The 15,331-nt window shown below is 60.6% G+C and carries 15 protein-coding genes; 5 read left to right on the forward strand and 10 right to left on the reverse strand.

What is annotated here, in order from left to right:
* Window positions 1-6: 6 nt before the first annotated feature.
* The 9 genes from HX875_RS05830 to HX875_RS05870 all read right to left on the reverse strand — a co-directional run bounded on the left by HX875_RS05830 (window position 7) and on the right by HX875_RS05870 (window position 9,489).
* A complete protein-coding gene (locus HX875_RS05830) occupies window positions 7-639 on the reverse strand; it encodes an NADH:ubiquinone oxidoreductase subunit N (RefSeq protein WP_177042382.1) in 633 nt (210 codons plus the stop codon).
* A 95-nt stretch (window positions 640-734) separates the two neighbouring features.
* Complete coding sequence (locus HX875_RS05835; RefSeq protein ID WP_177042384.1) at window positions 735-2,177, reverse strand: efflux transporter outer membrane subunit; 1,443 nt, start codon at window positions 2,175-2,177, stop codon at window positions 735-737.
* Window positions 2,174-3,064, reverse strand: coding sequence for an efflux RND transporter periplasmic adaptor subunit (locus HX875_RS05840; RefSeq protein WP_177042386.1), 891 nt, complete (start codon window positions 3,062-3,064; stop codon window positions 2,174-2,176). Before HX875_RS05840 ends, HX875_RS05835 begins: the two co-directional genes overlap by 4 nt.
* Window positions 3,061-3,270, reverse strand: coding sequence for a DUF1656 domain-containing protein (locus HX875_RS05845; RefSeq protein ID WP_003218193.1), 210 nt, complete (start codon window positions 3,268-3,270; stop codon window positions 3,061-3,063). Before HX875_RS05845 ends, HX875_RS05840 begins: the two co-directional genes overlap by 4 nt.
* Window positions 3,267-5,345, reverse strand: a complete 2,079-nt coding sequence (locus HX875_RS05850; RefSeq protein ID WP_177042388.1) for an FUSC family protein — start codon at window positions 5,343-5,345, stop codon at window positions 3,267-3,269. Before HX875_RS05850 ends, HX875_RS05845 begins: the two co-directional genes overlap by 4 nt.
* Window positions 5,342-5,773: a MarR family winged helix-turn-helix transcriptional regulator gene (locus HX875_RS05855; protein WP_010168758.1), complete on the reverse strand. Its 432-nt coding sequence runs from the start codon at window positions 5,771-5,773 to the stop codon at window positions 5,342-5,344. The genes HX875_RS05850 and HX875_RS05855 overlap by 4 nt, the downstream gene beginning before the upstream one ends.
* Before the next feature lie 218 nt (window positions 5,774-5,991).
* Window positions 5,992-7,461 (reverse strand): Fic family protein, encoded by a 1,470-nt coding sequence (locus HX875_RS05860; protein WP_177042390.1) that lies wholly within the window; start codon window positions 7,459-7,461, stop codon window positions 5,992-5,994.
* A gap of 101 nt (window positions 7,462-7,562) precedes the next feature.
* Window positions 7,563-7,808 (reverse strand): DUF2789 domain-containing protein, encoded by a 246-nt coding sequence (locus tag HX875_RS05865; RefSeq protein ID WP_177042391.1) that lies wholly within the window; start codon window positions 7,806-7,808, stop codon window positions 7,563-7,565.
* Window positions 7,809-7,881: 73 nt separating this feature from the next.
* Window positions 7,882-9,489 (reverse strand): glycosyltransferase family 39 protein, encoded by a 1,608-nt coding sequence (locus HX875_RS05870; RefSeq protein WP_371318586.1) that lies wholly within the window; start codon window positions 9,487-9,489, stop codon window positions 7,882-7,884.
* Window positions 9,490-9,698: 209 nt separating this feature from the next.
* On the opposite strand from HX875_RS05870, the gene HX875_RS05875 reads away from it, so the two are divergent.
* The 5 genes from HX875_RS05875 to HX875_RS05895 all read left to right on the forward strand — a co-directional run bounded on the left by HX875_RS05875 (window position 9,699) and on the right by HX875_RS05895 (window position 14,744).
* Window positions 9,699-11,861: an outer membrane assembly lipoprotein YfiO gene (locus tag HX875_RS05875; RefSeq protein WP_177042393.1), complete on the forward strand. Its 2,163-nt coding sequence runs from the start codon at window positions 9,699-9,701 to the stop codon at window positions 11,859-11,861.
* A 3-nt stretch (window positions 11,862-11,864) separates the two neighbouring features.
* Entirely contained in the window at window positions 11,865-12,572 is a 708-nt protein-coding gene (locus HX875_RS05880; RefSeq protein ID WP_177042395.1) for a DUF3142 domain-containing protein, read from the forward strand.
* A gap of 77 nt (window positions 12,573-12,649) precedes the next feature.
* Window positions 12,650-13,375, forward strand: coding sequence for a hypothetical protein (locus HX875_RS05885; RefSeq protein WP_177042397.1), 726 nt, complete (start codon window positions 12,650-12,652; stop codon window positions 13,373-13,375).
* Between the two features lie 26 nt (window positions 13,376-13,401).
* Window positions 13,402-14,076: a hypothetical protein gene (locus tag HX875_RS05890; protein WP_256348040.1), complete on the forward strand. Its 675-nt coding sequence runs from the start codon at window positions 13,402-13,404 to the stop codon at window positions 14,074-14,076.
* Window positions 14,073-14,744, forward strand: a complete 672-nt coding sequence (locus HX875_RS05895) for a protein phosphatase 2C domain-containing protein (RefSeq protein WP_177042399.1) — start codon at window positions 14,073-14,075, stop codon at window positions 14,742-14,744. Before HX875_RS05890 ends, HX875_RS05895 begins: the two co-directional genes overlap by 4 nt.
* Window positions 14,745-14,746: 2 nt before the next feature.
* On the opposite strand, the gene HX875_RS05900 is transcribed toward HX875_RS05895, so the two are convergent.
* A complete protein-coding gene (locus HX875_RS05900) occupies window positions 14,747-15,322 on the reverse strand; it encodes a hypothetical protein (protein ID WP_177042401.1) in 576 nt (191 codons plus the stop codon).
* Window positions 15,323-15,331: the final 9 nt, after the last annotated feature.

Below are 15,331 nucleotides of genomic sequence, written 5' to 3' on the forward strand. Positions count from 1 at the left end.
CAGCGCTCAGGAATACTCGGTTTCGATCTCATCGAGCTGATGGTCAAAACTCTTCAGCCGCGCCGTCCACGTATACACCAGCACTTCAAACTCACGGTGAATCACCGCATTGCCCGGCGTATCCGACTTGGGATCATAAAAATCCAGCTGGTAACGCTCCCGCGCCATCGCGGTGGCCACGTCGGATAATTCCCGCGCGTTATTCAGCCAATGCCGTCCGTCGGCCGTTTGTCGATCGAGCATCACGCATTGTTTTTTCAGGGCTTCGAGGCTTTTTTCCAGGGGCGTGCCGGTCAGTTCGCCCATGACTTCCTGGAATGTGCGCCCCGGTTGCCAGTAGCTGCCCCAGAAGTAGCGGTCGAACACGGTCTCGACCCGGCGCAGGGCGACCTTGGTGTCCCAGATGGCCACGCGAGTCTTGCCTTGTTCAAGAAGTCTTCGCTTGATGCGTTGGCCCTGGTAAGAAGCCCAGGCCACCACGCCGATGGACAACACTGCGATCAGCGCGCTGGCGCTGTCGAGGAACACCATGGCCTTGTCGATTTGATGGGCCAGCATGATGCCGTAGAAGTAAGTCGCCGATAGCAACACCAGTGCGAAGAACACGCACCAGAAAGCGGGAGCATAAGGGTTTTTCATTATTGGAATCCCCATGAGCAAACGCGAGCAGTGACAAGCGGCTGCCCCACTTATAAAAAGCACGGGAGGCCGCCTGTCAAAGCATAGCAATCAGCTCAGGGTTTGCTGGCTTGTGTGGCTTGCGTTCGTCCACTTTCCCAACCGCCGCCCAGGGCCAGGAACAAATCGATCTGGCTCATGGCAACCTGGGTGTTCGCCGCAGCCAGCTGCGCGCGCACATCGGTGTAGGTACGGGTGGCTTGCAGGTCGGCCAGGAACGACGCGCGGCCTGCCTGGAAGAACCGGTGCGTCTGCTCCGCCGCCTCTTTGGCCGACGCGCCGGCATCGGCCAGTGCATCGCGGCGTTGCAGTTGCGCGGTGTATTGCGCCAGGCCCGTCTGGGTTTCGCGAATGGCGTTGAGCACCACGCCGTCGAAGTGCGCCAGGGCGCCCTGGGTCGCGGCTTCGGCCTCGTGGATGCGCGCCCGGGCGCCGTTGGTCGGCAGCGTCCAGCTGATCAGCGGGCCAAAGCCCCAACGGTTGGTGGCCGGGGTGCCGAGGTCATCCAGGATGCCGACGGTGCCCACGGTGGCGCCGATGCTGATATCCGGGTACAGCGCGCCGGTGGCCACGCCGATACGCGCGGTGGCCGCCGCCAGTTGGCGTTCGGCCTGGCGCACGTCAGGGCGACGCTTGAGCAGCGTCGCGCCATCGCCTACCGGCAACAGTTGAGCGATATGCGGCAGCTCGGCGCACTGGGCGGTGCCGGCTGGCAGTTGATCCAGTGGTTTGGCCAGCAACATCGACAGGCGGAACAGCCCGGCCTGGCGCAGCGCTTCATAGCGCGGCATTTCAGCGCGCAGGGATTTGTATTGGGTTTGCGAACGGGTGACCTGGGTTTCATCACCGCGCCCGGCGTCCCGCAGGCGTTGGGTGAGGTGGGTGCTCTGGGCTTGCAGGTCGAGGGACTCGTTGGCGATCGCCAGCTCTTCGTTGGCCGCACACACCTGGGTGTAGGAGCGCACCACGTCCGCCACCAGGGTGATGCGGGCAATATCGGCGGCCGCCTGGGCTGCATCGGCAGTGGCCTGGGAGCTTTCAATGCCGCGCTGCAAGGTGCCGAACAAATCAAACTGGTAGGAGGTACTGATGCTCGCGGCGCCGATATTGGCCACCGGGACTTTTTCCGTCAGCAAATAGGCTTCGCCGGACTCTTGCAGGCGCTGGGCCTCAGCCTTGGCGCCGACACTCCAGCCCCCGGCCGATTCGGCTTGTTGCACCTGATAGCGCGAGCGCTGCAAGTTGGCCGCAGCCACCCGCAGGTCGGTGTTGGAGGCCATGGCCTGCTCCACCAACTTGTCCAGGCGCGGGTCTTGATAGAGCTTCCACCAATCCGCCGGCACCGGCGCCGACACCACGTTGTTGCCCTCACCGGCCAACTGGCCCTGGAGGTCACCACGGTTCAAGGCCGCCTTGTCCGGCAGTTTGTAATCGGGCCCCACCACCTGGCAGGCCGACAGCAACAACCCCAGCCCGGCGGTTGCTAAAAGCCGTTTCATGGCTTGGTCTCCGACTGGGGTTTGTCGCCGATGATCGATACCGTGGCGGTGCGCCCGGCAATCATGCGGAAGTCTGCCGGCACGTCGTCAAATGCGATACGCACCGGAATCCGCTGGGCCAGGCGCACCCAGCTGAACGCCGGGTTGACGTTGGGCAGCAGGTTGGAGCCGCTGCTGCGGTCGCGGTCTTCAATGCCGGCGACGATGCTCTGCACATGCCCGCGCAGGCGGGCGTTGTCGCCGATCACGCGGATGTCGACGCTCATCCCGACATGGATACCGTCGAGCTTGGTCTCTTCGAAATAACCGTCGATGTGGAACGAGTTGCTGTCCACCACCGACAACACCGGGCGCCCGGCCGTCACGAACTCCTGGGCACGCGGCGCCCGGTCGTTGACGTAGCCGTCCACGGGGCTGCGGATCACCGAGCGGTCGAGGTTGAGTTGAGCGGCGTCCACAGTCACTTGCGCTTCTGCCAGGGCCGATTGGGCACGGGCCACGCGGGACTGGCTCTCTTCCAGTTGCTCGCTGGCCACCAGGTTGCCGAGGCCACGGTTACGCTTGTTCTCGCGCACGGCCTGGGCCAGGGTTTCCTGGCGGTCGGCCACGGCGGCCTGGGCCTGGCGCAGCGCCAGCTTGAAGCGGTCCTGGTCGACGGAGAACAGCACCTGGCCGCGCACCACCAACTGGTTGTCGCGCACGTCCACTTGCTGGATCAGCCCGGATACGTCCGGGGCGATCTGCACGATGTCGGCACGGATGTGGCCGTCACGGGTCCACGGCGCGAACATGTAGTACATCACCATGCGCCACACCACGACGCAGGCGAAGGTCACCACCAGTAACGTCAGGACTACACGGCCGATGGTCAAAAAAGGTTTTTTCATGTCATCAGGTATCGACTGAGTGAATCCACTGCGCCCAGCAACAGAGCGTAGAGACCCACATTGAACAATGCCCGGTGCCAGACCAGGCGATAGAAGTGGACGCGGGTCAACAGCCCGTGCACCACCAGGTACAACACATACGTAATGCCCATCAGCACCAGCAGCGTGGGCAGGAACACCCCGCTGATATCCAGATCACCGATCATAAAGGCGCTCCATCGGGTAACGGCGCTTCCATCTCTGTGCCGCCAAGAAATTCCACGCCCGGCAGCAGCGCCAGGCGCAAGCCGCTGAGGGCGTGCAGCAAGTGCAGGCGGGTTTCGTCCTCGCCTTGCAGGCCCTGGCCGTTGAGGGCGCGGCGGGTACGGTCGAGGGTCATCAGCAGACCGCTGGGGGCCGGCAGACGTTCACCGGCTTTCAGGCAGGCCTTGAAGTAACCGCCGACGCCTTCCACCACCTGGTTGAGCAGCACCCGCGGCACCCCGAGGATGCGTGGCGAGTAGGCCAGCAAGTCCAGCAGGTTCAGCGCCACGCGCACTTCGCGCAGGGCGATGCCGGTGTCCTGGCCGGTCATGGCCAGGCGCGGCAGGTGTTGCATCAGGCGGTCGAGCATTTGCACACCCATCTTGCGGTGTTCGGCCAGGGTCGCAGGCTCGGTGAGGGTGACGATGTCGCGCCAGCTGAAACGGGTCAGGCGCTTGGCCGCCAGCTCGGCGCCGAATGGCCGGGCGATCAGGGTCCAGACGAAGGCGAACAGCAAGCCCACCGGGCCGGCCAGGTTGGAGTTGGCGAAGGCCAGGAAGTCCGCGTCGTAGGCGCCCTGGATGCTGATGAACGACGAGGTGTTGACCAGCGTCAGCAGCATGCCCAAGTAGAAGCGCGGCTGTACCGTGAGCGTGCCGATACAGATAAAGGGCACCGCAAACGCCAGCACCAGCATCGGGAAATCGTGCAGGTTGGGCAGCACCAGAAACAGGTAGAGGCTGGCGAACAGCACCGACATCGCGGTCCAGAAAAAGAACCGGTAGATCTGCGGCGCCGGGTCGTCCATGGAGGCGAAGAAGCTGCACGCCACCGCCGCCAGGATCACCGCGCTGCCGCCGTCGGTCCAGCCCAGCAGGATCCACAGCACCGAGGCGACGATGATCGCGGTGACGGTGGAAAATGCCGAATAGAACATCAGGCCACGGTCGAGGAATGGCGTGAGCCGGCCCAGGCGCCAGTGGCGGTACACCGCGCGCCAGCTGTCCTGGCTTTCGCACTGGATGGCGGCTTGCAGGCTGCGGCAGTCTTGCCACAAATCCACCCACTCGCCCAGGCGGAACAGGGCGTTGGAGAACAGCAACTGGTGGCGATCATCCAGGGCGTCGGCGTCGGGCTGCAGGGCTTCGATCTGGTCCCGCAGGGCACGCCAGCGTTCGAGGGGTGCGTCCTTTTGCGTGCTGTCGAGCCACTCGGTGGCGGCGCTCAGCAGCGGCGTGAAGCGGTCGAGCAACTCCGGGGCGCGATGTTCCAGGGCGTACACGGCGTCGTCGAGGGCGTCGATCACCGGCAGCAGGTGGATCATGCGCCCGCGCAGCTCTTTGGTATTGCGCACCGTCTGCGGCCGCGAGCCCTCGTGGGGCAACTGGCCGATCATCAATTCCAGAGTGTTGAAGGTGGCAACCATGCCACCGCGCAAGGTGCTGATTTCTTCGGGTTGCACGTTGCGGCTGAGGAAGCGCTGGCTGTAGACCTGCGCGTCGGCAAACCACTTGCTCACCGAATCATCAAACACCGGCGCCAGGCGTCGTGGCCAGAACATTGCCCCCACCACTGCCGCCACGGCGATGCCGAGGAAGATCTCTTCGGTACGCGCTTCCGCCACGTCCCACACCGCCAGCGGGTTATCCACCACCGGCAGGGCGATCAGCGGCAAGGTGTAGCCGGCCAGCATCAGCGCATAGCTGTTGGCGGTGCGCAGGTGCAGGGACAGAAACAGCAGAATCCCGGTCCACAGCGCGATCACCACCACCAGCACGTAAGGCGTCTGCACAAACATCGGCACAAAAAACACCGCCGCAGCCGCCCCCATAAAGGTACCGACCGCCCGGTACAGCGCCTTGGAGCTGGTAGGACCGACAAACGGGCTGGAGACGATATACACCGTGGCCATCGCCCAATACGGACGCGGCATCTGCATCAGCATGGCGATGTACAACGCGATCATTGAAGCGGCGAATGTCCTGACGCCATAGAACCAATCCCTGGCCGGCGGCATGCCGGTAAAAAATCCGTTCAAGAACTCACAACCATGGGATGTTGATTGGCGCCTTCGAAGGCCCGCAGTACACGCAGGGCCGCTTCCAGGTCATCGGGGTCGATCGTCGCCAGCACTTCGCGGCGCAGGCGCACCAGTTGTTCTTCCACCGCCTGCACCAGCTCGCGGCCACGCTCGGTGAGGCTCAAGGCCTTGGCGCGGCGGTCGTGGATGTCTTCGGTGCGGCATACGTAGCCGGAACTGCACAGCTGGTCCAACAGGCGCACCAGGGACGGGCTTTCCATCCCGGCGGCCTGGGCCACCTTGACCTGATGCACACCGTCGCCGAGGCGGCCGATCATCAGCAGCGGCACGGCGCAGGCTTCGGAGATGCCATAGCTCACAAGCGTGGTCTGGCAGATTTTGCGCCAGGTCCTGGCACCTACCACCATGCTGCTGCTGATGTTCATCTGGAGTTGTTCGAGGGTCTGGGACACTGGATTATTCGCATACAGTTAGTTTGCTAACTATCAATATGGTCGATGGATCCAAGACCGTCAAGTTTTGATACAAATTTTGGGATGGGTGGCAAAGCGGTGTGGCACGTGGCACTGCTGCTCTTTACCCTAGTTCATGCGCCGGAAATGTCCGGGTGACACTCGATTTTTTTGTACCGCTCCACGCGCCCCTATGCCGTCACCCTTTCGACCTCCTCCTCAATAAACTCAAACACCTCCTCTGGGATGCTGTACTGGAACTGCTTGCGCCGGTGCCTGGAAACCTTGCCCTCGTTATCCAGGCACATCATCACCAGCTTCGACAGATCACTGCCGCGCACGTCGTAGCGCTCGTTCACGGCTTTAACCACGCGATCGTAACGGTCCAGGAATTCGGTTTCCTCGCGCAGTTCGACTTCAAGCGCCCGGAGGGCCATGCGCAGGGTGAACTCAACACAGCGAGTGGCATCCCAATAGCGGTAAATCGACGGATGGCCAATGAAGTCAAAAGCCATTTGGTCTCCATCCAGCCAAGTGACATTCCAGAATTCCCGAGAGGGCTGTGAGAATGCCTTGAGAGCTTGCAGGTAGGCTTGTTCTTCGTGCTTCATCGCGACCGATACCGGCAGCAGCAGTCCGTTGTCCAAAGCACCGTAATGGCAAAGCGTCTGATGGACCAGGAAACGCGACAAGCGTCCATTGCCGTCCATAAACGGGTGCAGGAACACAAAGCCGAAGGCGGTCACCGCCGCGGCGACCAATGGTTCTACTTCACGCACTGGCTGGTTGGCAAAGGCCATCAACTCTTCCATCAGCTCCTGGCACACATCCGGAGGAGGTGGCACATAGCTGACGCCGGCGGCGCCCCGTAGGCCGTTGTGCAAGTGATTCTGCTCGTGGCGAAAGGCAACAGCCTTGTCGAAGGGATTGGAGACGGTGCTGTTTTGCAGCTCTACCAGGTAATCCTCAGTAAGCAGCCGGCCTTCGTGGGCCTGGCGCAGCAGTTGAACGAAGCGGCGGGACTTTTCTTCGCTGGGTTGTTCTTTTTCAATGGCAAATGAGTCGCGGGTTTCATGCAGATAGGCCCATTGGATCGCGCGGTCCATCATTTCCGGTGGAAGGGTGGCCATAAAGGCTTTGGCTCGACCCAATACATCCAGCGCCAGTAACGTCTCTATCTCGGGAGTGCGCTCTACGGTGGCGCAGTAGTGCAACGAGCCCAGGCCGTTGAAATCGACTCGCCAGCGGCTGTTGCGGGTACTGGAACCTGTTACATAGCGCTTTGGATCGAACAGGAAAACAACACTTCCACGGACCGGCGTTGTGTAATCCAGCGAGCGTCCGGTGAGCCCCTCCCACAGGAAGCAGGCTTTGCGAATGAACACACCATTGGGTGACTTGGCGAGTTCAGCCAGCAAAGGCTCAGGCCCGAACCGCTCAAATGCCTGCGCCAAAACAGGCAGGTTGATGCCTTCATGCTTGAGGGCGAACAGCACGTGTTCGAATAATGAATCCTTTCCGGGTGCCACCGCTTGCGGGACCGCCAGGCAATCACCAATCAGGGTGATGCGGGTCACCGGCTTGATCATGGCGACGCGTTTGGGAGCGATGACCTTAAGGCTCAACGCCTCACATAAGTAAGCGTAACCAACGACGGGCATGGTGGGTGTCCCCAGAAAAAATTAACTGGAGCGATTAAAGCTCAGTTTTTTTTACCTCTCACCCTTTATTTTTACATTATGGCCATTTCACAAAATTTTTTTTACACGTCGCGCCCCTCTCTCAACCGCAAATTCAACTCATCCACCACCTCCGCCCAATCCGCATCCTCCAATATCTCTTCACGCAAAAACGCCCGCTGGCCAGGCGTCCAGAAAAACGCATCCGCCAGATGCAGTTCGGGTTTGAGTGGGGAATGAACCGCGATAAACCGCTCGATACTCACCGGGTCATCCGGCAAACCGAGCTGTTTGAACAAGGATGGCAAGCTGTGGACTGGGGATTCCATGGTGTGTTCCTGAAGAGAAGGTTCACCTGAGTCTAGCCCCCCAGGCGAACATAAACCTCAGGTGTCTGGCGGATTAATCACAACCCTCGCGATGCACACCCGCCGGCACGTTACACAACACGAACAGCCGGGCCCGTGCGCCACCGCCATCCTGCTGGCTGAGCTGGCGCCAGCCTGCCGGCAACGGCGCAAAATCATCCGGCGGCTCAGCGCCGCTGATCAGCCAGACGCGCTGGATTTCGGCGGGCAACGCCGACAAGCGATCCAGGTAGATGCGCCCGCCGTCCTGGTCCACCAGGGTGCCGAACCCGTAGGCGTTCGGCCGGGTCGATTTGCCGGCGGCGGTGGGCGGTGTGAAGAGCTGCAACTGGGCGTCGGTCTCGTCGTAATAGACGTAAGGCAGGTACCACAGCATGTCGCTGATGACGATGCGGTCATCTTCCTGGTAGTTGCGGTTGACGAACTCCACCATGGTGTTGAATTGATCATGCTCACCGACAGCGGTGTTGGTCTTCACGCCCACCACCTCGACCCCGACAAACAGCACGAGGAGTGCCGCCCCGGCAAGCGGCAGGCGCGACGACAGACGATCGACTGCCAACGCCACGATGATCGGCAAGCTCAGCGCATAGGCGGTGAGATAACGCTCGATAAACACCGGGGAAACAAACGAAACCCCATATACCAGCAGTACCGGCAGCATGAAAAAAAGCGCCAGCAGCCAGCCGAACCGATAGCGGCTTTGATCGCGCCAGGCGGTTACGCCCACCAGCGCTATCAGCAATAACGGAAACACCACAAACAGTGGCCGCCACAGGTGATCGCCCGGGTCCTGGATAAGGAACTGCCACACCATCGACGGTAAGGAATACAGATCGACAGGGTCTTCCCAGCCAATATCACCGCCCACCTTGAGCTCTTCGGTGTGCTGCACCAGGCCCAGCAAATTCGGCAGCCAGGGCAGGTACAGCAGCACAATCGCAACGTTGGCCAACCACCAGCCCGGACGTGTGACAAGCCGCTGGCCGCCGGCCCGTGGCATGCGCAGCAACACCAGCCATGACCAGTGCACCAGCACGCACAACGCAGTGAAGTAGTGGGTATAGAAGGCGGCTGTCATCAACAATGCATAGGCCACCAGGTACCGCTTGCGCTCAGGCTGGCGGACCCAGTACACCAGTGCCAGGGTGGCCGCCAGCAGCCACACACCCAGCAGCGAATACATCCGCACTTCCTGGCTATAGCGCACCGCCGTGGGCAGCAACGCCAGCAGAATCCCCGCCAGCACCGCCGCGCGGCGGGTCGCGATCAGCCGCGTCAGCCAGATGCCCAGGCCCACGGCGGCGACACCAGGGATCGCACTCATGCTGCGCAGGGAAAAAACGCCGTCGCCAAACACCTCGATCCAGCCCCGCAGCATGACGAAATACAGCGGCGGGTGAACGTCATGGGCGGCGTGAAACCACAGGTCTTCCAGGGAATACTCGGCAAGCAGCAGGCTTGAACCTTCATCGCCCCAGATCGCGGAGGCGGTCAAACCGTAGAAGCGCACGGCCACGGCCAACGCCAAAAGCGGCACCCACCACAATCGAGCGAGCCAGCCGGCGTTCTCCCACAGGCCAGGATTGAGCACGGGAAATGCCCCGGCCTTGTTGTCTTGTTCCGCCACAGAGCGTCGCACCTCTACTTCCTCACCTACTACTGAACTACGCTTGCGCGAACACCCGCCACTCTAGGTCAAAAGGCCTCGATTCGCCTGCTGTTTTGCGCGCATTTGAACAGCGATCCGCTAATCGGACAAATCTGAATTTTGCGCAGGGCTTCTCCGACGCTTTGGTGGGTTCACGCTATGATTGCCACCTTCCATGGATTCAGGATCAAGGACACTTCATGCGTATCGGTCTTCTGTCACCCCTGGCACTGACATTGCTCGCCACCCTTCCCCTCCAGGCCCACGCCAGTGGCGATGACTCCTGCTACCCGGATTGGCGGGTGTCGCGTAACAGCCTGGAAATGTGCAGCAACCTGCCGTTCCTGAGCCCGGGCAATGACAGCCGGGTCAACCTGCGCCTGTTGCTGGCAGACAAGAACGTCATGCCGCTGGCGCCGAATGCCTTGGGCGAGCAGGACTTTTCCGAAGGCTTTGGCCCGGTGCCATTCCCGGTGTATCGGCTCACGCCCGCGGCGGATGAGCCCGACAACAAGCCAGACGACTCACGCACCGCCGAACTGGACGAACTGCTCAGCCCGCTGGGCATCAAGCGCGATGACTACAAGACCGCCGGTGAAGCCTTCCTTTCCGGCGAGGGCAGCCGCTGCCGCAGCAACGCCGATGACAGCGCCGCCGCGTTTATCAGCCAGGTGGTGAAAGCCGATGTACCGCAGGCCGAGCGCCAGTTGCTGGCAAAACTGCGCTTGCAGATGCTCGGCAGCTGTTCCTCGGACGGCGTAGCGGCAGGCGAGGCCGACCTGATTAAATCGGCAGACGGCCAGGCATTGCTGGCCTACCTGAAAGCCGCCGGGGACTTTTACAGCGGTCGCTTCAGCGATGCGCAAACAGGTTTTGCCGGGCTGACGAACAGTTCGCTGCCCTGGCTCAAGGAAACAGCGCTGTACATGACCGCCCGCACTGCGCTGAACGACGCCCAGCAAAATGCCTTCGACGAATACGGCACACCGTCCCTTGAGCATGTGGATAAGTCCGCCCTGCAGCGGGCCGAGAGTGGTTTTGACGACTACCTGAAAACTTATCCACAGGGCGAATACGCCGCCTCCGCCCGTGGCCTGCTGCGCCGGGTGCACTGGCTCGCGCCCAACCCCGACAAACTGGCGAACGACTTTGCCTGGCAACTGACCCAGGCCACCGATGCCCAGCGCAACGTGTCCCTGGATGAGCTGGTGCAGGAAGCCGACACCAAGCTGCTGACCAGTACCACGGCACCGGTGGGCAACCCGTTGATCCTGGCCATCAACGACCTGATGTGGATGCGCGCCGGCGAGCCGCCGAAGCTCACTCGCGAAGCGCTTGACGGGCAGCAGTCGATATTCACTCAGGAGCCGGCGCTATATGCCTACGTACAGGCGGCGTTTGCGCTGTACGTCGAGCACCAACCCGACCGCGCCTTGAAGCTGTTGCCGCAAGACGTGCCGTCGAATCTCGATTACTTCGCCTTCAGCCAACAGACCCTGCGCGGCCTGGCGCTGGAAGCCAAGGAAGACTGGAAAACCGCCGAAGCGTTGTGGCTGCAACTGCTGCCGCTGGCCAAGCAACCGTTGCAACGGGATCAGCTTGAGCTGGCACTGGCGATGAACTATGAACGCAGCGGGCAGTTGGCCAAGGTGTTCGCCGCCGATTCGCCAATCAGCGCCAAGCAGGTGCGTTACATCCTGCTGCGCAATGTTGCCGGCCCCGAGTTGCTGCGCCAGCAGCTTGCCAATGCTGACGACCCGGTGGAACGTCAGACCGCGCAATTCGTGCTGCTCTATAAAGACCTGCTGCGCGGCCAGTTCGAGACCTTTGCCGAGGACCTCAAGCAACTGCCCGCCTCGCTTCCCGACGACAAGCTCGGCACCAGCCTGGGCTACGTCTACAGCGGCGGCCAGTCGCTGAAACTGTTCCGTTGGAATGGCGACAAGGCCGAGTCCGGCTACACCTGCCCGAGCATCGCGCAAATCGCCAGCACCTTGCAGGCCGAGCCGAAAAACCCCCAGGGTCTGAACTGCCTGGGTGAATTCGTGCTGCGCAACGGCCTGGACGGCATGCCTCTGGAACAAGCGCGCTCCGCCGGCAGCCTGGGCAGCACCGCCTCACCCTTCAAAGGTGAAACCTTCTCGCGGCTCGAAGGCTACAAGCTCGTCATCAAAAACCCCAAGGCACCGCATAACGACAAGGCCTACGCGCTGTTTCGCGCGATCAACTGCTACGGGCCTTCGGGCTACAACAGCTGTGGCGGCGAAGACGTCGACAAGGCTGTGCGCAAAGGCTGGTTCCGCCAGTTGAAAACCGGGTTTGCCGATACCCAGTGGGGCAAGTCGCTGCAGTACTACTGGTAAGCCGTGAAGCGTTTCTGGCTGGCCCTGCTGCTGCTGACGAGCCCGGCCTTCGGCGCGGTGGACGCCCGCGACCATGATGCGTTCTGGCTGTGGAGCGGCGTCGCCCCGCAGCCGGTGCTCAAGCAGGCGAAAACCCTGTACATCCTCCAGGGCCAGATCAACTCCACCCGCCGCGCGCCCGCGCGTGGCGTGCAGTTCATCGCCCAGGGCATGAGCGTGCCGCGCATCACCCAAGGCGAAATCTGGGTGGTGTACCGCGCCCACACCCTGCACTGGCCAGAGTCGGTCTACCGCCAGATGCTCGGCCAGGTGCAACGCTGGCGGGACGCGGGCAACCCGGTGGTGGGTATCCAGATCGACTTTGACGCCCGTACGCAATACCTCAACGAATACGCCGACTTCCTGCGCGACCTGCGCCAGCGCCTGCCCAAGGACTTGCGCCTGAGCATCACCGGGCTGATGGACTGGAGCAGCAATGCAGATCCTGCAGCCATCGCACAACTCAAAGGCGTGATTGATGAGGTGGTGGTGCAAACCTATCAGGGCCGCCGCAGCATTCCGGATTACGCGGCGTATCTGCCACGGATGAACCGGTTGGGGGTGCCGTTCAAGATTGGGTTGATTCAGGGTGGAGAGTGGGAGGAGCCCGGGTATTTGAAGGGGAATGAGTGGTTTCGAGGGTATGTGGTGTTTTTGCAGAATCCGACGTGACGCTTGACATGCGCTAAGACTCCATGCAAAAAAGTGTCCACGGTCCATGGACAGTGGACACTTGAGCTTGAATCAGCATGAAAAGTCAAGACATCGTAATCCTCTTCAAACTAATCAGCTTGGACCTCCAGGCTCAGAACGATCGGGTTAAAAAGCGCGAGTTCACTGTAATACTTGATATTGAGGATGCAATGAGTCTCGTATCAAGTGAGTCCCAAACTTATCTCGACCGTTTTCTTGATCTACGCCTAACTGGGAATGTGGAGAAAATAGCCCTGTCCCACACCAAAAACTGGGAAGGGTGGGAGGATATCGATAACGAATCGATCGCGCCCAATATTGATAGTTACTCTGTCCGAGCCCTGTCCGCTTCACTTGCACTCAGCAAAAGTGAGGTTTCCAACGCCCTGAACCGCTGTCGCGATATCGGCCTCATTCATACTGACCGATCAAGCGGACAACCATCCGTTCGGAAAGAGGCGCTTCTAGACTTGATTAAATACGGAATTCGCTACGTATTCCCCGCCAAGCCTGGGCCCATCGTGCGTGGCATCCCAACCGCCTTCGCAGCCCCTGTAATGGCAGGTAAGCTCATGAGCGGTGGAGACCTGATACCCGTTTGGCCTGATGCTTACGGAAAAAGCAAAGGACAGGAAATAATTCCCTTGTTTAAAACCGTACCGGGAGCCGTGAAAAAAGACGAACTCCTCTACCACTTCCTCGCCCTGGTCGATGCCATTCGCATCGGTGGCCCACGAGAAACCAAAGTGGCCGACGCCATGCTGAGGGAGTGGATCCTGTGAATTCAAACAGAGCCATGATGCTGCACATGCTGGAAGAGGTTGCCGAAGCACTGGGAGAAGAACTGCGCGAACAGGTGGCTTTCGTCGGTGGATGCACCACTGTCCTGCTCATCACCGATGAATACACTCAGGAATCCATTCGTGGCACCGACGACGTCGATCTGGTCATTCACCTGACCAGTACCGCTGACTGGTATCGGCTTGAAGAACATCTCAAGCCCAAGGGGTTCAGGAACACCGGGCAAGACGCTGTCACCTGCCGTTTGCGCCTGGGCGCCCTGAAAGTCGATTTCATGCCTACGGATGAAAGGGTACTGGGGTTTTCAAATACCTGGTTTGTCGGAGGACTGGAAAACGCCACCTATCACCCTTTACCCAACGGCATTCGAATCAAGGTCTTCGCGGCGCCGTGGTTTCTTGCCGCGAAACTGCAGGCGTATCAGGGGCGAGGAAACGGCGATGTGCTGATGTCCAACGACATTGAAGACATCATCGCGCTGGTGGATGGGCGCGAGGAGTTGAGCGGGGAAATGAAGCAGGCGCCAAACGCGCTACAAAAATTCGTCAGCGAACAACTCTCTGAACTGCTGCGGCTCAGGGCATTTCAGGACGTGATTCAAAGTACTGCCCAGACCCCTGATCGCGAGACGCTGATTCATGATCGCCTCAACGCAATGATCGCATTCGGGGCGCCCACTTGAACCTGCATCTGAGCGTAACCCGCCAAGGCACCCACAGATCAGAAAACAGGGATGTCACAGGCTCGGCACACAACAGCGGTGTCTTTCTCTACGTGATAGCAGACGGGGCCTCAAAGCCCGGCAGTGGGGCGTTGGCGCAGGCACTGATTCAACATTTGCTGACATCCTTTTCCAGCATCGCCTCCCCTGATCTTGCCTGCCCTGACAGGACCCTAGACCTGACGCTCACCTCACTCAATGAAGTGAGTTCAACGCTTTGCTCAAGCTACCCCTTCGCCGCCACCAGCTATCTCGCACTCCTGGTTCATGGCAACACAGCCATCTCCATTCATGCGGGCGACTGCTGCCTGGGACGACTGGAAGCAAACCACGCCGTAACCTGGTTAAGTCCGCCTCACTGCGGCCCCAATTGGAAAAGCGATCTTGGCCACGCCCTCATCGCCAGCAGCCCGGCACGTAAAACACTGTGGAACTGCATGAGCTATCGCAGGCCCCATGAACCGCATATCCAATCGCTGCAAGCAGACCCGGGCACCCGGTGGGTCCTGGCTACGGACGGTTTCTGGGCCGAGCTATCGGTTGAAAGTCAGCTCTGCGCGATCGCAAGCCATAGCCTTGCTGACTTCCCAGGTGAGGACGACAGTACCTTCATGTTGTCGCAGCCTTAAAATCAGGGCACCAACGGCACCCGCAATGCTGACATGATCCCGATCGTGTACAAACACAGCCCGATCACGATCCAGGTGCCATTGGCCCAGGTCAGGCGCTTGTTCGCTTCTCCCTCGGGATCGCTCTCTACCTGATTCACCGCACGCTGTAACTGCGCGGCCAGGGCTATCTGCACGATTGAGAGGCAGATACCGATCTTGATGGCAGTAAACGGCGCAATGAACCATATGTAAGCAAACGGCAGGCACCCACAGACGATCAGCCCGATGGCTACGCTGCGCGGCCACCAGCGATACGAAGCACCACTGAGCTCGCGCTTTTTCTCAACCTTCATCACCAGTGAATAGAAGAAAAAGACCGGAAAAAAAGCCCGGACCATCGGCCAGATTTTCGCACCAGTTTCCTGCCGATAGCCGCTCCATTGTTTGTACGACCAATACAAAACATACAAACCTTGTGACAGCAGCGCCATCAGCACCAGCTTGCGAGGCGCTACCACAAAGAACCCGGAGCGGCTGACAGACGGCTCGCTCAACACGGCTTGCGGCGGCGCATAAGGGTTATCGATCACGGACATCGGCAAATC

Origin of the sequence: Pseudomonas yamanorum (genome assembly GCF_013386765.1) — a bacterium.
Classification (GTDB): Bacteria; Pseudomonadota; Gammaproteobacteria; order Pseudomonadales; family Pseudomonadaceae; genus Aquipseudomonas; species Aquipseudomonas yamanorum_A.